The sequence below is a fragment of the Streptomyces sp. NPDC001135 genome (assembly GCF_053598395.1).
Genome location: NZ_JBSFKD010000043.1, coordinates 25532 through 43544 on the forward strand (window position 1 = coordinate 25532; position 18013 = coordinate 43544).

The 18013-nt window shown below is 71.7% G+C and carries 16 protein-coding genes; 7 read left to right on the forward strand and 9 right to left on the reverse strand.

Going from position 1 to position 18013, the window contains the following annotated elements:
* The first annotated feature begins 17 nt into the window (after window positions 1-17).
* Complete coding sequence (locus tag ACWC94_RS36840) at window positions 18-1856, forward strand: glycoside hydrolase family 15 protein (protein ID WP_450801638.1); 1839 nt, start codon at window positions 18-20, stop codon at window positions 1854-1856.
* Window positions 1857-1867: 11 nt separating this feature from the next.
* Here ACWC94_RS36840 and ACWC94_RS36845 read toward each other — a convergent pair whose 3' ends face one another.
* From ACWC94_RS36845 to ACWC94_RS36870, 6 genes are all read right to left on the reverse strand, one after another.
* Window positions 1868-2908 (reverse strand): cytochrome d ubiquinol oxidase subunit II, encoded by a 1041-nt coding sequence (locus tag ACWC94_RS36845; RefSeq protein ID WP_450801639.1) that lies wholly within the window; start codon window positions 2906-2908, stop codon window positions 1868-1870.
* On the reverse strand, window positions 2905-4347 hold the full coding sequence (locus ACWC94_RS36850; RefSeq protein WP_450801640.1) for a cytochrome ubiquinol oxidase subunit I: 1443 nt from the start codon (window positions 4345-4347) through the stop codon (window positions 2905-2907). The genes ACWC94_RS36845 and ACWC94_RS36850 overlap by 4 nt, the downstream gene beginning before the upstream one ends.
* Before the next feature lie 36 nt (window positions 4348-4383).
* Entirely contained in the window at window positions 4384-5223 is an 840-nt protein-coding gene (locus tag ACWC94_RS36855) for an SDR family oxidoreductase (protein WP_450801641.1), read from the reverse strand.
* A 165-nt stretch (window positions 5224-5388) separates the two neighbouring features.
* Window positions 5389-6969, reverse strand: a complete 1581-nt coding sequence (locus ACWC94_RS36860) for a GMC oxidoreductase (protein WP_450801642.1) — start codon at window positions 6967-6969, stop codon at window positions 5389-5391.
* 118 nt (window positions 6970-7087) lie between these two features.
* Window positions 7088-8053: a cyclase family protein gene (locus ACWC94_RS36865; RefSeq protein ID WP_450801643.1), complete on the reverse strand. Its 966-nt coding sequence runs from the start codon at window positions 8051-8053 to the stop codon at window positions 7088-7090.
* Window positions 8054-8463: 410 nt separating this feature from the next.
* Window positions 8464-8997: a MarR family winged helix-turn-helix transcriptional regulator gene (locus tag ACWC94_RS36870; RefSeq protein ID WP_450801644.1), complete on the reverse strand. Its 534-nt coding sequence runs from the start codon at window positions 8995-8997 to the stop codon at window positions 8464-8466.
* A 204-nt stretch (window positions 8998-9201) separates the two neighbouring features.
* On the opposite strand from ACWC94_RS36870, the gene ACWC94_RS36875 reads away from it, so the two are divergent.
* Both ACWC94_RS36875 and ACWC94_RS36880 read left to right on the forward strand, forming a co-directional pair.
* The gene (locus tag ACWC94_RS36875; protein WP_450801645.1) at window positions 9202-10272 is read left to right on the forward strand and encodes an alkene reductase; all 1071 of its coding nucleotides are present in this window, start codon (window positions 9202-9204) and stop codon (window positions 10270-10272) included.
* 88 nt (window positions 10273-10360) lie between these two features.
* A complete protein-coding gene (locus ACWC94_RS36880) occupies window positions 10361-11284 on the forward strand; it encodes an NADP-dependent oxidoreductase (protein ID WP_450801646.1) in 924 nt (307 codons plus the stop codon).
* 402 nt (window positions 11285-11686) lie between these two features.
* On the opposite strand, the gene ACWC94_RS36885 is transcribed toward ACWC94_RS36880, so the two are convergent.
* The gene (locus ACWC94_RS36885; RefSeq protein WP_450801647.1) at window positions 11687-12637 is read right to left on the reverse strand and encodes a LysR family transcriptional regulator; all 951 of its coding nucleotides are present in this window, start codon (window positions 12635-12637) and stop codon (window positions 11687-11689) included.
* A 143-nt stretch (window positions 12638-12780) separates the two neighbouring features.
* Between ACWC94_RS36885 and ACWC94_RS36890 the strand changes: the two genes are divergently transcribed.
* Both ACWC94_RS36890 and ACWC94_RS36895 read left to right on the forward strand, forming a co-directional pair.
* Complete coding sequence (locus tag ACWC94_RS36890) at window positions 12781-13701, forward strand: zinc-binding dehydrogenase (protein WP_450801679.1); 921 nt, start codon at window positions 12781-12783, stop codon at window positions 13699-13701.
* A 58-nt stretch (window positions 13702-13759) separates the two neighbouring features.
* Window positions 13760-14194 (forward strand): nuclear transport factor 2 family protein, encoded by a 435-nt coding sequence (locus tag ACWC94_RS36895; protein ID WP_450801648.1) that lies wholly within the window; start codon window positions 13760-13762, stop codon window positions 14192-14194.
* Between the two features lie 190 nt (window positions 14195-14384).
* Here ACWC94_RS36895 and ACWC94_RS36900 read toward each other — a convergent pair whose 3' ends face one another.
* Window positions 14385-14603 (reverse strand): hypothetical protein, encoded by a 219-nt coding sequence (locus ACWC94_RS36900; RefSeq protein ID WP_450801649.1) that lies wholly within the window; start codon window positions 14601-14603, stop codon window positions 14385-14387.
* 161 nt (window positions 14604-14764) lie between these two features.
* Window positions 14765-15598, reverse strand: coding sequence for a TrmB family transcriptional regulator (locus ACWC94_RS36905; RefSeq protein ID WP_450801650.1), 834 nt, complete (start codon window positions 15596-15598; stop codon window positions 14765-14767).
* 265 nt (window positions 15599-15863) lie between these two features.
* Between ACWC94_RS36905 and ACWC94_RS36910 the strand changes: the two genes are divergently transcribed.
* Window positions 15864-17117: a S53 family peptidase gene (locus ACWC94_RS36910; RefSeq protein WP_450801651.1), complete on the forward strand. Its 1254-nt coding sequence runs from the start codon at window positions 15864-15866 to the stop codon at window positions 17115-17117.
* Window positions 17118-17317: 200 nt separating this feature from the next.
* Window positions 17318-17950, forward strand: a complete 633-nt coding sequence (locus ACWC94_RS36915; protein ID WP_450801652.1) for an RNA polymerase sigma factor — start codon at window positions 17318-17320, stop codon at window positions 17948-17950.
* Window positions 17951-18013 lie beyond the last annotated feature (63 nt).

Here is an 18013-nt window from a genome sequence, read left to right on the forward strand (position 1 = left end):
CCGGAAGGGGCGCCCCGATGGACGACTACCCGCTGATCGAGGACCACGGGCTGATCGGTGATCTGCAGACCGCGGCGCTGGTGACCACCGAGGGGGTGGTCGACTGGTTCTGCTCCCCGCGGTTCGACTCGCCGAGTGTGTTCGGGGCGCTTCTGGACAAGGAGAAGGGCGGCCACTGCACGGTCCGGCCGGCCCACCGGACCCATTCGACCAAGCAGTTGTACCTGCCCGACACGGCGGTCCTGGTGACCCGGTTCATGACCGAGGCGGGCGCCGGTGAGGTGATGGACTTCATGCCCGTGACCGGCACGACGGCCACGCGCCGGCACCGGCTGGTCCGCCTGATCCGCTGTGTGCGCGGCACCATGACCTTCGATGTGGAGATCGCCCCGCGGTTCGACTACGGACGCAGCAAACACGAGGCGCACATCACCCCGCACGGGGCGGTCTTCGTCGCGGAGGACGGCACGGAACTCACCGTGCACCCCATCCGGGAGCCGGAGGACGAGCGGCTCTCGGACGTCCTGACGCACCAGGACGCCGACCTGCAGGTCTCGCTCACCCTGCAGGCCGGTCAGGAGCGCGGGCTGATCCTGGAGATGGGTGCCGAGGGACCGCCCGCGGAGGTGCGCCGCGCCGCACACGAACAGCTCTTCGCGGAGACGGTGGCGTTCTGGCGCTCCTGGCTGGCGCAGTCCCGCTACACCGGGCGCTGGCGGGAGGTGGTGGAGCGGTCCGCGATCACGCTGAAGCTCATGACCTTCGCCCCCAGCGGCGGCCTGGTGGCCGCTCCGACGGCGGCCCTTCCGGAGCAACTGGGCGGTGAGCGCAACTGGGACTACCGCTTCACCTGGATCCGGGACGCCTCCTTCTCCGTGTACGCCCTGCTGGGACTGGGGTTCACGGAGGAGGCCAGGGCGTTCATCATCTGGCTGGGCGAACGGGTCAAGGAGCGGGCCGGCAGCGACGGGAACACGGGCCCGCTCAACATCATGTACAAGGTCGACGGCTCCTCCGACCTGAACGAGCACATCCTCGGCCACTGGGAGGGCTACGCGGGTTCCGCCCCGGTACGGATCGGCAACGGCGCCGCCACCCAGCTCCAACTGGACATCTACGGCGAGGCACTGGACAGCATCTACTTCGCGCACCGGCACGGATTCGAGGTCGGACACGGGGGATGGACCTCGCTGCGGACGGACCTGCAATGGCTGGCGGACCACTGGAACCAGGCGGAGGAGGGGATCTGGGAGACCCGCGGCGGCCGCCAGGACTTCACGTACGGGCGGGTGATGTCGTGGGTGGCGTTCGACCGTGCGCTGCGGCTCGCCGAGGCGAAGGGGTGGCCGTCCGCCGCCGACCGCTGGAAGGCCGAACGGGACGCCGTCTACGAGCAGGTCATGGCCAAGGGGTGGAGCGAGGACCGGCAGGCCTTCGTCCAGCACTACGGCAGCACGGTCCTGGACTCCTCGCTGCTGCGCATGGCGACGGTCGGGTTCCTCACCCCGGGAGATCCGATGTGGGCGTCGACCCTGGACGCCATGGAGCAGGAACTGGTCAGCGACAGCCTGGTCTACCGCTACAACCCCGAGGCCTCGCCGGACGGACTGCGCGGCTCGGAGGGCACCTTCTCCCTGTGCACGTTCATGTACGTCGATGCCCTGGCGCGCGCGGGACGGGCGGACCGGGCGAGGCTGGTGTTCGAGAAGATGATGGGGTACGCCAACCATCTGGGCCTGTACTCCGAGGAGATCGACCCGACGGGCCGTCAACTCGGCAACTTCCCGCAGGCGTTCACCCATCTCGCCCTCATCGACTCGGCCATCACCCTGAACGGCGCTCTCGACAGGAAGTAGTCCGGCCCGGTTCAGCCCTCGTCACCTGTGCCGCCGCGCCGCAGGTCGGCGTCGGTGAGACCCTCCAGCTCGCCGTGGGTGTCCAGCCAGTACAGCAGGGCGACCGCCGGGACGACGAACACGCCGGCGACGAGGATGACGAAGGCCAGCCAGCGCAGTGTGGTGGGGGCGCCCGCGCCCTCGGCGACGGTCAGCGAGGTCGGGACGAGGTAGGGGCGCTGCGCCATGCCCCAGGCGAGGACGGCCGAGGCGACCACGCCGACCGCCGTGACCCGGGACCAGGCTCCGGAGGGGCGGACCAGCAGCCATGTGGTGGCGAGCGTGGCCAGCACCGCCACGACGACGAAGACGAGACCGGCGCCGTGGGTGAGGCCGTGCCACACATGGGGCGCGTCGCCGTGGGTGACGAACAGGGTGATGACGGCGAGCACGGCGAGGGCGGCGAGGGCGGCGAGGGCCCGTCGGCGGAAGTAGCGGTCCAGGTCCGGTTCGGCGAAGCGCCGGGCGTCCGCGGCGAGGAAGACGGCGCCGAGCGTCGCCGTGACCGCGATGGCGAGCAGGCCGAACAGCAGGGACGTGGGGTTGGCCCAGACGTCCGTGGACGCCGTCGTCGTGGCGGTCACCCGGCCCGAGGCCACTCCCCCGGCCGCGGCACCGAGGAAGAACGGCGTCAGCAGCGAGGAGACGGCGAAGACCGCCCCGTACAGGCGCCGGCCGGCCAGCCGCCGGACGGGTTTGCGCAGCGCGAACCCGGCGCCGCGCAGCACGATGCCCACGGCGGCGAGCGCCAGGGGCAGCCACATCGTGGTGAAGACCTGCTGGAAGAAGACGGGGAAACCGGTCCACATGATCACGAGTACGAAGATCAGCCAGACGTTGTTGACCTCCCAGACGGGCTCCATCGCGTGGTCGATCAGCCACCGCGGGCGCTTGCCGCGCTCGGCTCCGCCCGCGGTCAGGTCCCAGAAGCCGGCTCCGTAGTCGGTGCCGCCGCCGCAGGCGTAGGCGGCGATCGCGAGCAGCAGGACGACGGCGATCACCCCGGCGATCACGGTCGGCTCCCGGCGGAGCGCGGCCCGTACGGCGTGTCCGTCTCCGGTGTGTCGGGCTCCGGTGTCTCCGTCGGTGGCCGCGGCCCGCCGGTCTCGTCGGCGAGCCGCCAGCGTGAGCGCATCTTGAGCAGCACCGCGAGGAACGACCCGAACACGAAGACGTACACGACGACGACCAGGGCGAACGTGATCCACAGGCTGGTGGCGCGGGTCGCCGTCACCGCCTCGGCGACCCGCATGTTCCGGTAGACGATCCAGGGCTGACGGCCCACCTCGGTGGTGATCCAGCCGCATTCGACGGCGGCGACGGAGGCCACGCCCCCGCACGCCGCGCCGCGGAAGAACCACGGGGAGGCGGGCAGCCGGCGGCGCCACAGCCACAGGACGCCGTACCACAGGGCGAGCAGGAGCAGCAGGGAGCCGATCCCGACCATGGTGTCGAAGGCCCAGTGGGCGATGGTGGCCTGGGTGGCGGTCGGCCGGTCGTGCGCGGGCACCGAGGTCAGCCCGGTGACCTGCGTGTCCGGGCGGAAGCCGGCCAGGATGGAGTCGAGCTGCGGGATCCTGATGCCGCCGGAGATGGTGCCGTCGGGGTGCAGCCGGCCGTACAGGTACTCCGGCACGTGGGTGTCGGTCTTCCAGACGATCTCCATGGCGCCGAACTTCACGGGCTGCTTGTGGAAGACCTGCCGGGCGATGGAGTCGCCGAGCATGAACTGCACGGGCGTGCACACCGCGGCGAGCGTGAAGGGGATCGTGAAGCCGAGCCGGTGGTAGCGGTCCCGGCGGCCACGCAGCCACCCGACGGCGTAGACACCCGCCACGACGTAGCCCGCCGTCACGAACATCGCGAAGACGAAATGCCAGTACTCCGGGCCGAACATGGGGGTGAAGACCGCCTTCCAGATCTTCACGTCGACCGGGTTGCCCGCGGAGTCGAGGGTGAAGCCGCGCGGGGTGTTCATCCACGAGTTGGCGGCCAGGATGCCGAAGGCGCCGAGCAGGGCCACGAGAGGCAGGGGCAGGCCGAGCAGGAAGTGGGTCCGGGAGGGAAGCCTTCGCCAGCCGTAGAGGTAGATGGCGATGAGGACGGCCTCCAGGAAGAACGCCCACGCCTCGACGCCGAAGCCGATGCCGAAGACATCGCCCCACCGGCCCATCATGCCCGGCCACAGCAGCCCGAACTCGAAGGACAGCACCGTGCCGGTGACCACACCGATCGCGAACTGCACCGCCATGACGGCCGACCACCGCCGTGCCAGCAGCAGGGCGGTGGCATCGCCACGGCGCAGACCGTAACCGTGCATGACGAGCGTGATCAGCGGCAGCGCCACGCCCAGGGGCACCAGGATGATGTGGGAGGCCAGGGTGAAGGCCATCATCGATCTGGCCGGCAGCGTCTGCGCCGGTACGTCAGCCAGCAGCAGGACCGTGTGCATGTGTCGTCTCTCCGGGACCGGCGCGGGAGGGTCGGGTCAGCCGCCGGTGGCGAATCCCGGGAAGAGCGTCATCCCGCCGTCGACGTACAGGGTCGTGCCCACGACGTAGTCCATGAGGTCGGACGCCAGGCCGACGACGGCGTGGGCGATGTCGTCGGGGTCGCCGATCCGCTTGTAGGGGATCAGCTGCAGGAGGTCCTGCTGCGCCTGCGGCGTCTCCCAGGCGTCGCGGTTGATGGGGGTCTTGATCGCTCCGGGGGCGATCGCGTTCACCCGGATCCGTTTCGGGGCGAGTTCCTGGGCGAGGGTCGCCATCATCATCCCCACGCCGCCCTTGGACGAGGCGTAGTTGACGTGCCCGGCCCATGGGATGATCTGGTGCACCGAACTCATGCAGATGATCTTCCCGGCGGCGCGCGACACCTCGGGGACGACCCCACGGCGCAGGAACTCCTTGGTCGCCTCACGGGCGCAGAGGAACTGCCCGGTGAGGTTGACGTCCAGGACCTTCTGCCACTGGGCGAGGGTCATCTCCGTGACCGGCGCGTCCCGCTGCAGTCCCGCGTTGGCGACCAGGATGTCGATCGTGCCGAACTCCTGGACCATCCGGTCCACCATGGCGACGACCTGGTCCTCCTGGGACACGTCCGCCTCGTAGGCGGCGGCCCGTACCCCGAATCCGGTGATCTCCTCGACCACGTTCTCGGCGTCCTCACGGCCGGCCACGTAGTTCACCACGACATCGGCCCCCGCACGGCCCAGCGCGATGGCCGTCGCCTTGCCGATTCCGGAGTTCGCGCCGGTCACCAGCGCCTTCTGCCCCTTGAGCAGGTGGGCGGGGACGACGTTCTGGGGTGCGCCCTCGGTGGAACTCACGATGTCCTGCTCCTCCACTGCGTGCCCGCTTCCGCCGGGCTCGTCGCCCGGCGGTCCGGAGATCACACAAGCACCCCGGAGGGACGGCGGCACGGCGCGGCGGTCCGCGTTGCGCTGCCCGGAGGAGGATGTTCGCCCGGTCGGGGCCCGGGGGCCGGCGGGGCCTCAGCCCAGCCGCTCCAGCAGGTGGTCGCCGACGCGGAGGGCGTTCGCGATGGCCGTCAGGGACGGATTGACCGCGCCGATGCTCGGGAAGAAGCTGGTGTCGACGACGTACAGGTTGTCCAGGTCGTGGGCCTTGCAGTTGACGTCCAGGGCCGAGGACGCCGGGTCGCTGCCGAAGCGCACCGTGCCGGCCTGGTGGGCAGTGGCGCCGATCGGCATCCCCTTGTGCAGGTAGATGCTGCGGGACAGCAGACGGTGCTCGTGCATGCCGAGGTGGCCGAGCATGTGCTGCAGTTTGTGCCGCAGGCGCTTGAGACCGGCGATGTTGTTGCCCTCGTCGAGCGTGAGCCGGATACGGCCGTCGTCCTCCAGGGTCACCCGGTTGTCCGGCTGCGGCAGGTCCTCGCCGCACAGCCAGAAGTCGACGGCGTGGTGGGCCAGGACCTCGAACGGCATGTCCGGCGTGACCGCTCCGGCCCAGCGCGGGGCCTCGCCGTGGATCTGCTCGGCGTCCGACTTGCCGAGCATCTGGATCCCGCCGAGCGGGTACTCCCAGTCGTCCGCGCCCAGGTACCAGTCGTGCAGGGCCAGGGTCTTCTGGAACTGGGTGTCGTTGGGTTCCTTCGAAACGGCCATCAACGCAAGGTTGTTGTGGCGCATGTAGTGCCGGCCGACCACGTCCGAGCTGTTCGCCAGTCCGCGCGGATGCCGGTCGTTGGCCGAAGCCAGCAGGAGCGCCGCGGAGTTGACCGCCCCGCAGGCCACGACCACGACGTCGGCCGAGAACCGGGCCTCCCGCTCGCCGGGGAGCTGGGCGACGACGGTGGTGACGCTGCGTCCGGTGGCGTCGGTCTCCAGCCGGGTCACCCGGGCGTTGGTGATCATCTCCACGTTCGGGTGCCGCAGCGCCGGCTCCACACAGATCACCTGGGCGTCGGACTTGGCCCGGACCAGGCAGGGGAAGCCGTCCACCCGGTTGCAGCGGATGCAGACGCTGGAGTGGGTGGCCCGGCCGTCCTCGCCCTGGGTGAGGTTGACCCCGATCGGCAGGTGGAAGGGGTGCAGCCCCCGCTTCTCCAGGTCGTGGCTCAACTGCTCGATCCGCGGCTCGTGTTCGACCGGAGGGTACGCGTACTGGGCGCTGCACGGCCCTTCCCAGGGATCCTCGCCGTGCCGGCCGTGCACCAGGTAGAGGTGTTCGGCCTGGGTGTAGTACGGCTCCAGGTCGTCGTAACCGATGGGCCAGGCGGGGGAGATGCCGTCGTGGTGGCGGAGTTCGCCGAAGTCCTCGGGGCGCAGCCGGAACAGCGCCGCGCCGTAGAACTTGGTGTTTCCGCCGACGTAGTAGTTCACCTCGGGCGGGAACTCGTTGCCGAGCCGGTCCAGCCAGAACTCCGGGGCCCGGTACTTGGCCTTCACGAACACGGCCGTGGAGTCCCAGTTGTCGCGTTCACGCGGTAGGTAGTCGCCGCGTTCGAGGATGAGCACCCGTTTGCCGGACGGGGCGAGGCGGTGGGCCAGGGTGCCGCCGCCGGCTCCGGTACCGATGACGATGACGTCGTACGGGGGCAGCGCGTCCATGGCAACCACCGTCCTTGTTCGCGTGGTCCGCGCCCGTTGCAGGTTCTTGCAGGTCCCTTTCTCCGAACGTACGCGCCGTACGGGGGTGCGGCACCCGGAGCGGCCCCGCGCCGGCACGTCACAGCACGGCGATCGGGTTCACCGGGGAACCGGTCGCCGCCGGGAGCCGCAGCGGGGCGATGACGCACAGGAAGTGCCAGCGCCCCAGCTCCTCGCACGCCGGCACCAGTTCCTCGAAGTCCAGCCAGTCCAGCAGATGCAGCCCCATGGCGTTGACGGCCAGCACATGGACGGGGAACGCGACCTCGGCGACCGCGCTCGGCGCGGCGTCGCTGTTGCCGTCCGACCCCAGGACCGACACGCCTCGCTCGGCCGGGAAGTCCATCGCCGTCGGGTGCAGGCCCGCCCGGGTCCGTGTCACGTCCCAGGGGCCGAGGCTCCGGCGCCGCAGGCGGTGCCCGACCCGCACGAACAGCAGGTCACCCGGCCCGACCGTGGTCCGCTGGGCGGTCTCGGCCGCGACGAGGTCCTCAGCGGTCACCTGATCGCCCGGCTCCAGCCACCGCACCCCGCGCAGGCGCGGGATGTCCAGGAGGACACCGCGGCCGACGATTCCGTCACGCACCAGGTCGAGGCTGAGCGCTCCGGCACCGTCCGGTGTCACCGTGCTCGACGGGACGCCGCCGTACAGCTCGCCGTCGAAGATCACATGGCACAGCGCGTCGAGGTGACTGTCGACGTCACCGTGCACGTTCATGGCGAACCGGTCGCGGGCGAACGCGAGCCCGGGCGCGCCGGTCTCCCGGTGCGTGGGGGCGGTCATCCGATGGGACGCGGGCTCCGGACTGTCCGGACCGGACCGGGTCTCCACGGTCGCGGCCAGCGACACGGTACGCCCGCAGCGGACCTCGGCGGCGGCCGCCACGACCCGCTCCGGCGTCAGCCGGCCCAGCGCGCCACGCTGATCCTGCCCACCGTCGGGGGCCTGGTCCCGCAGTCGGCGGTACAGGTCACGGAAGGCCGCTTCGGAGAGGGTCCGCGGTGCCGCCGGATGCGGGGGCGGGGGCTGCTGGTGCGAGGTCATCCAGAACTCCGGGTCGGGTCGACTCCTGCCGACACCGAACCATCCGAACGCCCGGGCCACACACCGGGCGTCGGCGGATTGCGCCGATCGGCCGCACCCGGCCGGGCTCCGGCACCGGGGGAGCTGTCGTTTGGATCAGGCCGGCGGTGAGGTGGGGTGCCTTCCAGCCGACGCCGGGGTGATCCAAACGAGAGGGCCTAGCCTAGGGTCTGTCGTCACATTCCCGTCGTTGCCCGGAGGGCGGCCTGGCGGCGTCAGGTGCGTGCTCTCGGCGTGCCGGGCGTAAACCCGCGTACTGGACGTACTCGGGTCCACGCCCGGTGCGGCGAGTGGGGGCACCTCCCACGCCCTTGAGGCAGTGGGGGAGCGTGCATGGCGCCGCCGGGCAGACGGGAATGTGACGACAGGCCCTAGCGCTCCCCGTCCGCGCCCGCCGGATCGGCGGCGGCCTGTACGAGGTTGTGCTCCAGGCGCTCCAGGGTGCGCAGGGCCGCGGTGCGCTCGTCGTCCGAGAAGCCCGCCGTCGAGATGTCCTCGAGCTGACTCCAGACCCGTTCGACCTCGCGGCGCAGGGCGTGGCTGGCGACCGTGGGTTCGATGAGTGACGCGCGTCTGTCGGTGGGCGAGGGGCGGCGGCGGACGAAGCCGGCCTGCTCCAGCCGCCGGACGGTGCGCGTCATGGTGGCGGCGTCGGAATCCATCAGCCGCACCAGGTCGGCCTGCCGCTGGGGGCCGAGTTCCCACAGGTGCATCATGACCAGCTCCTGGCCCGGATGCAGTCCGATACGGCGCAGCAGCTGTCCCGCGAACATGCGGTGCAGACGGGCCAGGCGGAAGATCGCGTGACTGACCGGCCCACCGCTTGCCGCGCCCGGCACCGGGACCGAGGCCGCCTGGTCCGCCTCCGGAGGACCCTGCGGGGCTTCCGGTCTGGGCTGCGTCATCTCTTCCCTCACTTTCCTGTCCGGTCAACTTGATCCTACCTGCCCGGCCACCGCCGCCCACGGGGCCGTCCCTCCGCTCAGGTACAGGACAAGCGTGCGACCTTGTGACCTGTTTCACACCCATCCCGGGAAGGGGATCGACCCATTTACCTGTTCGGACAGGTGATTTACTTGTCCGGACAGGCATCCACTGAGGGAGAGACCATGACCACTGCTTTCGAACCGATCGTCCTGGGCGGCAAGCGCCTGGCCAGCCGCGTCGTGATGGCGCCGATGACCCGCAGCCGTGCCTACGGCCCCGGCGCGGAACCGACGGAGCTGATGGCGACGTACTACGCGCAGCGCGCCGGCGCCGGGCTGATCGTCACGGAGGGCATCCAGCCCTCGGCGGTCGGCCAGGGCTACCCCGACACCCCCGGGCTGCACACGCCCGGGCAGGTGCGGGCATGGCGGACGGTGACCGATGCCGTGCACCGCGCGGGCGGGGTGATCTTCGCGCAGCTGATGCACACCGGCCGGATCGGGCACCCGAGCCTGCTGCCCGACGGTCTGGTGCCGGTGGGACCGTCGGCGGTGGCCGCCAAGGGTCAGGTCTACACCCACGAGGGCCCGAAGGACTTCGTGACGCCGAAGGAGCTGAGCGAGGCGGAGATCCGGCGGACGATCGCCGACTTCGCCGACGCGGCCCGCAACGCCGTCGAGGCCGGGTTCGACGGCGTGGAGATCCACGGCGCCAACGGCTACCTGATCCACCAGTTCCTCGCGCCCAACGCCAACCGGCGCACCGACGCCTGGGGCGGCAGCACCGAGGGCCGGGTCCGCTTCGCCGTCGAGGTCACGACGGCCGTGGCCCAGGCGATCGGCGGCCACCGGACGGGCCTGCGGATCTCGCCCGGGAACCCGTACAACGACATGACCGAGGACAACCCGGGCGAGGTCTACTCCGCCCTGCTGGACGGCATCGCCGGCCTGGACCTGGCCTACCTGCACCTGATGGAAGGCCCGGACCGCGATCTGACCGCGTCTCTGCGCAAGGCCTGGCCCGGCACCTTCGTCCTCAACCCCTTCACGCACCCCGCCGCCACCGGCCCCGACGCCCTGAAGCTGGTCGAGGACGGCAGCGCGGACATGGTGGCCTACGGAGCGCTGTTCCTGGCCAACCCCGACCTGCCCCGGCGTCTCGCCGCCGGCGGTCCGTTCAACACCCCCGACCCGTCCACCTTCTACGGCGGCGACCACCGCGGCTACACCGACTACCCCACCCTCACCGCCTGAGCGGCGAGGCCGCCGGGACCGCCGCACAGTGAGTCGGACGAGCGTGCGGCGGTTCCCGCCCCCATCCCTTTTCCACCTGGGAGTTCCCATGCCCCAAGCGATCACCTTCTCCGAGTACGGCACGCCCGAGGTGCTGCGGCTGTCCGAGGTCCCCGTGCCCGAACCCGGTCCCGGCCAGGTCCGGATCCGGGTGCGGGCCGCCTCCGTGAACCCTCTCGACATCAAGATCCGGTCCGGTCTGATGGCCCGCGCCGTCCCCGTCCGCTTCCCCGTGACCCCCGGCCTGGACGCGGCCGGTGTCGTCGACGCCGTCGGCGAGGGCGCCGGCGCGGCCGTGGGCGACGAGGTCCTCGGTTCCGCCGTCGGCGGCAGCTACGCCGAGTACGCCCTGCTCGACCGGCCGGTGGCCAAACCCGGGGCGCTGTCGTGGGAGGTCGCCGCCTCGCTGGTCACGGTCGGCCGGACCGCATCCCGTGTGCTGGGGCAGCTGGGCGTGCAGGCGGGTCGGAGCCTCCTCGTCCACGGTGCCGGCGGCAGCGTCGGCTCCCTCGCGGTGCAGCTGGCCGTCGCCCGTGGCATCACCGTCGTCGGGACGGCCGGCGAGCACGACATCGAGCGTGTCGCCGCGCTCGGAGCCGCCGCGGTCCACTACGGCGACGGCTGGGTGGAGCGGGTGAAGGCCGTGGCCCCGCACGGAGTCGACCTCGTCCTCGACGCCTCCGGCGCGGGCGTGCTCGCCGACTCGGTCGCCCTGACCGGTGACAGCGCACACGTCATCACCATCGCCGACATGTCCGCCGCGCAGCACGGTGTGCGCTTCAGCGCCGGCGGCTCCGACAGCACCGACGGCACCGACCGGGCCCGGGATCCCCTGCCGGAGCTCGTGCGGCTGGCCGCCGCCGGCCGGCTCACGGTGCCGGTCTGGCGCACCTACCCCCTGGCGGAAGCGGCACGGGCCCACACCGACCTGGAGGCCCGCCGCAACCGCGGCAAGGCCGTCCTGCTGCCCTGACCCCTCCCGGTCCGGCGGGTCACCTGCCCACCGGACCGGACGGGCCCGGGCGTCGGGTCACGGTACGGCCGCGCGGTCGCGCACCAACAGGTTCTGCGTGCCCGGACCGATCGCCAGGTAGGCGTACACCGACGCGGTCCCAGCAGTCCGGCCCCGGCCGCGTGGTCGACGCAGAGTCCCAGCCCGATGTGCACGGCGACCGAGGCGAGCCACGGTCCGGTCGTCGCAGCCGTCCCCTTGCGCAGCACCTCGCCCTCGGCTCCACGCCAGATCCGCACGGTCCGGGCCCCGGCCACGCCGAACGCCGCCGCGCGGGCCAGGCTGGCCACCAGGAGGACGACGGGCGGCGTGGGCGCCGTATCGATCACCGGGCCGGGGGGGGCCGGCTCATCTGCGCCCGGCTCAGGCGGCTTTCAGTTTCGGGTGGTCGGTGTCGGGGAGCCAGTCCCGCTGCGGTGTGTACTCCAGCCAGCGCCGGGCGCGGCCGACTTGGGCGAAGCCGCGCAGCAAGGTGTCGATGAGAGGGTGCCTGGAGGACTCGCGCCAGGCCAGCGACCACGCGTACAGCGGGGTCGGCTCGACGAGCGGGATACAGCGCAGGCCCGCGTGGTCCGGCAGCGGCGCGTCGGCGGGGAGGAGGGTGAAGCCCCCGGGGTCGGTGCGGATGCGCTGCACGAGGTGGTCCAGGCCCAGGTTGGGGCCGTCGTGCCGGCGCGGGATCCGGAACGCGTCGGCGAAACGGAGCAGGAAGTCCAGGCGGCTCAGCTCGGCCGGACACCACAGGGCGCTGTCGCACAGGTCGGCGGGGCGCAGCGCGGTGGCACCGGCCAGCGGGTGGGACGGGCCGACCACGGCGTCGACCGGTTCCAGCCGCACCAGCCGCTGGGTGAGTCCCGCGTCCCGGCCGTCGGGCAGCGGGTGGACCCGGCCGAATCCCAGGTCCGTGTCCCCGCGCAGCAACGCCTGTGCGACGGACGGCCAGTCCCGTCCCGGGCCCGGCTCGCACCGCACGGGGCCGAGTTCCTGCACCACGTCGGCGACCGTGCGCATCGGCGCGTACAGATGACCCCAGGTGTCGACCCGAAGGGCGGGGCCGGTGCCCGTCACCGTGGCGACCGCCCGCTCACCGGCCGCGAGCGCCTCGCGCGCGGCCGGCAGGAACCGCTCCCCGGCCTCGCTGAGCCGGGTGCCGCCCTGGCGCTCGAACAGCCGGACGGCCAGCAGCTCCTCCAGCCGCGCGATGCGCTTGGACAGCGCCTGCTGGCTGGTGCCGAGTTCTTCGGCCGCCCGCCCGAAGTGCAGGGTCCGGGCGGTCGCGACGAAGGCGCGGACCAGTGTGAGGTCGAGGTCCATGGCGCTGACCTTATGCGACAACCCCGCGTTGTCGGCCGGGGGTTCGCGTTGTTGGCCGTACGTCCGCCCCACGAGGTCCGATGGTCCCGGAAGACGGAAGACAACCCCGGGGACGGCCCCGGGCCACCGAGGGGATGACCACGATGAAGGCCTTCGTACCGACCGGGGATCCCGCCGAGCCGGTCGTCCTCGCCGACGTCGCGGAGCCGACTCCGCGCCCCGACGAGGCACTGGTGAAGGTCGAGGCGTTCTCGGTCAACCGGGGGGAGACGTTCAGGCTGGAGAGGCCCGCCTCCGGTGACCGGCCGGGCAAGGACGTCGCGGGGCTGGTGGTGCAGCCGGCCGCCGACGGCAGCGGGCCGTCCGGGATCGCACGGGTCGTCGGCCACCCCATGGCGGGCGGCTGGGCGGAGTACGTGGCGGTGCCGACCGACGCGCTCACCGAGCTGCCGGACGACGTGTCCGTGCTCCAGGGCGCGGCACTGCCGCTGGCCGGGCTCACCGCGCTGCGGCTGCTGCGTGCCGCCGGGCCGGTCCTCGGGCGGCGTGTCCTGCTCACCGGCGCCTCCGGAGGCGTGGGCCACTTCGTCACCGAACTCGCGGCCGCCGCCGGGGCCCAGGTCACCGCCGTGACCAGGGACCCCGAACGCGGCGCCCGGCTCGCCGAACTCGGCGCCACCGAGATCGTCCACGACGTCGGCGACGCCCGCGGCCCCTACGACATCGTGCTGGAGTCGACCGGCGGGGCGGCCCTCCCCCTCGCGCTCGCGCGGCTGGCCGGGCGCGGGACGCTGATCTGGTTCGGGCAGGCCAGCCGCACACCGGTGACGCTCGACTTCTTCGACTTCTTCACCGGTCCCGAGTCGGCCGTCATCCGCCACTTCCACTACCTCGACGCGGACACCCGGCTCGACGACGACCTGGCGGCGCTCGTCCGGCTGACCGCCGAAGGCCGGCTGCACCCGGAGATCGGCCGCGTGGCGGACTGGGCCGACACCGCGACCACACTGACCGACCTGCGCGACCGCCGCATCCGCGGCAAGGCCGTCCTCACCTTGTCCTGACCGCGGCGACGCGCAGACCCGGGCAAACACACCGAGAAACGAGCGAAGGAGCACCAGCATGACCAGCAGCGACCCCAGGACCGTCGTCATCCGTTACGTCGAGGCCGTACGCGACGGCGACACCGACGTCATCCGCGCGAGCTTCGCCGACGACGCGACCTGGCACTACCCGGGTGACCTGCCCATCTCCAGGGTGTGGCACGGCCGGGACGAGATCATCGACGAGTTCCTCGGCAGCATGGGCCCGGTCTTCGTCCCCGGCACCATGGACATCGAACTGGTCAGCACGGTCGCCGAGGGCGACCGCGTGGTGGCCGAATGGACCTCCAGGGCCACGACCGTGTACGGCGGCACCTACGACAACCGCTGCCTCGGCATCTACACGGTCCGCGACGGAAGGATCGTCTCCGTCGTCGAGTACACCGACACCGGGCACGTCGCCGCGACTCTCTTCCCGGACCACGGCCTCCTCCGGCCCGCCGGTGGCGAGTGAGCCGCACCGCCGGGCCCGGAGGTGTCCGCCCCCCGCTCCCCTTCCTCCGCCCGCGCGAAGGCCCCGGACCGGTCACGGTCCGGGGCCTTCGGCATCCACTTCTCACATGAGGACAGGCCACGGATGGCCGAACCGGCGGCGGGCCTGTGGCCCGGGCGCCGAGACCCAATTCGGTGAGCCGGGTGGCCGGCTAACACTCGGTGAACTGAGCGCCTGGATTGCCTTCGCCGTTCAGCAAGTTGCCGCCGAGGCCGTTGAGGATACCCACCTCACCCAGGATGTCGACGCATCCGCCGCGATGCACGACCGCGCCTTGGGCGGTGGCGGCGGTGGTGGTGGTGCCGGTGGCTATGAAGCCGACGCTAGCGACCACCGCGGCCGCGACAGCGGCCTTGGAGAGCTTGCGCATGTGTCCTCCTTGGGTCGAGTGGAGCGCGCCGACATGAAGATCCACTTCGCGCTCATTTCGGAGGCTAATGCGACATTCGTCCCGGCGCTCATCGACGGCGCCATCCGGGTGCCCCGCGGTTCACCCGGTCGGGACGGCTTCCTTCGGGGGTCCACACCCCGTCAGGTCCCGCTCTCGGGCACCGGTCTGGACTCCGGCCCCGGCACGGCGTCCTTCCACACGGTGTGGAAGGCCAGCCGCAGACAGCCGGCCAGGGCGGGGTGCTCGATGAAGAGGGTGGTGGTGGAGCCCGCGCCGGCCACCGGGTCGGGCATGTCGCACAGCACGAGGGAGGCGTCGGCGACGACGAGTTTCAGGGGGAGTTCGGGAGCGAAGCGGGCCTCCTCGCCCGCGGCGGCGAAGCGCCGTACGTGGTCCACCGTCTCGGGGTCGTCCAGGGCGTCGTCGAGGTAGATCGCGCGGACGGTGCCGCCCGCCCGGTGCAGCCGGCGGACCACCTCCATGCCCTCCGTGTTCTCGGCGGGGGCGACGAACGGCGGCTTGCAGAAGGTGAGAAGTTCGTGCCGTGCCTGCCGCTGGATGTCGGCGAAGCGTTCGGAGATCGCCTTCGGGTCGCGCAGTATCTCGATGTAGTCCAGCGGGTCGGTGTGTTCACGGCCCTGGAACCAGAGGGGCTGCAGGATGCCGGCCAGGCCCTGCGAGACCCGCTCCAGCCGGTCGACCGACTCCCTTTGCACCGCCATCAGCCGGGCGAGGGCCAGCTCCGGCGTGACGGCGGAGTACGTGGCCACTCGCCCGGGGTGGGTGGTGGCCAGCTGCCGCCGTACGAGTGCGTCCAGCACGTCGTAGACACGCTGGCGCGGCACGTCGGCCTCCCGGGCCACCTCGGCGGCCGTGTAAGAACCACGCCTGATGAGCGTCAGGTAGACCCGTGCCTCGTACCGGGCCAGGCCCAGCGACATCAGGTCGTTGATGGTTCCGTCTTCAAGCTCCATGGCTGCACAAGCTACCTGCGCCGCCCAGGAGTTGAGGCCAAGGTTTTACCAACTGGCCCTGTTCTCTTCGGCAAACTGTCCATAGCCTCTTCTGTAGCCACCACTGACCGGGGTGGCAACAACCCGTCGGTCGACCGGCCGACGACATTGCCCGGAAGTCGGCTTCGCTTCGGCACCCCCCAACGCCGGTTGTTGTCATGCACGTGACATAACACCGGTTCGCGCCGTCGTGAGGCCCACCCATCCCCCCACGGAGGGCAGTTCATTGCGTTCTCACCGCAGAAGGTCCCTGATACGCCGCGGCGCGCCCGCGCTGCTGTCCGCAGCGGCCCTGATCACCGGCGGCCTGGCCGTCGCCTCGCAGTCGTCGGCGTTCGCGACGACGACGGCCGCCGCGTCGCCCACCGCCTCCACGGTGCCCGTCCACCGGCTCTGTTCGGAGCCGAGCAAGCCCGGCTACATGGCGTGCCAGGCGGTCGTCCGCACCGACCTGAAGGCGCAGAAGTCCCTCGGCCGCCACGACACCCCCAAGGGTTTCGGACCGGCCGATCTGCAGGCCGCGTACCACCTGCCGAAGGACGGCGGCAAGGGCGCCACCGTCGCGATCGTCGACGCGAACGACGACCCGAACGCCGAGAAGGACCTGGCGGCCTACCGGTCCCAGTACGGCCTGCCGGAGTGCAGCACGAGCAACGGCTGCTTCAAGAAGATCGACCAGGACGGCGGCACCACCTACCCGACGCCGGACCAGGGTTGGGCCGGTGAGATCTCCCTCGACGTCGACATGGTCAGCGCGGCCTGCCCCCAGTGCCACATCCTGCTCGTCGAGGCCAAGTCCGCCAGCATGGACGACCTCGGCGCGGCCGTGAACCAGGCCGTCAAGCAGGGCGCCAAGTACGTTTCCAACAGTTACGGCGGCAACGAGGAGGCGGCCGACACCTCCGCGGACGACAAGTACTTCAAGCACCCCGGCGTCGCCATCACCGTCAGCTCCGGTGACAGCGGCTACGGCACCGAGTACCCCGCCGCCTCCCAGTACGTGACGGCCGTCGGCGGCACCTCGCTCAAGAAGGACGGCAGCACCCGCGGCTACTCCGAGTCCGTCTGGGGCACGTCCGCCGGCGGGGAGGGAGCGGGCTCGGGCTGCTCGTCGTACGACACCAAGCCGTCCTGGCAGAAGGACACCGGCTGCACCAAGCGCAGCGTCGCCGACGTCGCGGCCGTCGCCGACCCGGCCACCGGTCTCGCCGTCTACGACACCTACCAGGCCAGCGGCTGGAACGTGTACGGCGGCACCAGCGCCTCCTCCCCGTTCATCGCCGGCGTCTACGCCCTCGCGGGCACCCCGGCCGCCGACGACGTCCCGGCGTCCTACCCGTACGCCCACCCGGACAAGCTGAACGACGTCACCGAGGGCACCAACGGGTCCTGCAGCGACTACCAGTGCAAGGCGGGCAAGGGCTACGACGGCCCCACGGGCCTCGGCACCCCGAACGGCGTCGCGGCCTTCACCAAGTAGACCGGAGTCTGCGGCTCCACCCCCTTCGCCCCGTCGGTGTCCCGACGGGGCGAAGTGCTGTCCGCCCACGGGGGTTCGACGGGCGCCCGGTGCGGTGACGTTTCCGTGGGCCCGGACGCTGGTCACCATGGGCCGTCGATGCGACCGGAGCACGGCGGACGGCAGCGCATCGCTGTGGACCGGCGCGAACGAGGACAGTCTTGGGCCAGGTACGGCAACCCCGGCGCGTACAGGCGTACGACGGGGAACTGGGCGCGGCGGTCGCGCGGGCCCAGGACGGCGACGAGAGCGCTTTCGCGGTCGCCTACCGGATCGTGCAGCCGGGCCTGCTCGGTTACCTGCACGGCATCGTCGGCGACGACGCGGAGGACGTGGCGTCCGACGCCTGGCTGGAGATAGCCCGCGACCTGCGACGGTTCACGGGCGACGGCGCCGGCTTCCGGGGCTGGACCGCGACGATCGCCCGGCACCGGGCCCTGGACCACCTGCGCAGGCAACGGGTGCGGCCCCGGGCGGGCGGCACGGAACAGGACGTGCTCGACCTGCCCGCCCCGCACAGCACCCATGAGCAGGCCCTGGAGGGTCTCTCCACCCAGCGGGCCCTCGAACTGGTCCGCGGGCTGCCCCGGGACCAGGCCGAGGCCGTGCTCCTGCGGGTCGTCGTCGGCCTGGACGGTCCCACCACCGCACGCGTCCTCGGCAAGCGCCCGGGAGCGGTGCGCACGGCCGCCCACCGGGGCCTCAAACGCCTCGCCCGCCAACTGGGCGTCGGCGCCGAGGCGGAGGCGGGTGTGACGGATGGGGCTCCCCGCACGCTGGGGGAGTCGACATGAACTACGACACCGAATGAACTACGACGCCGAAATGAACAACGACGTCGACAGTGTGCGTACGGA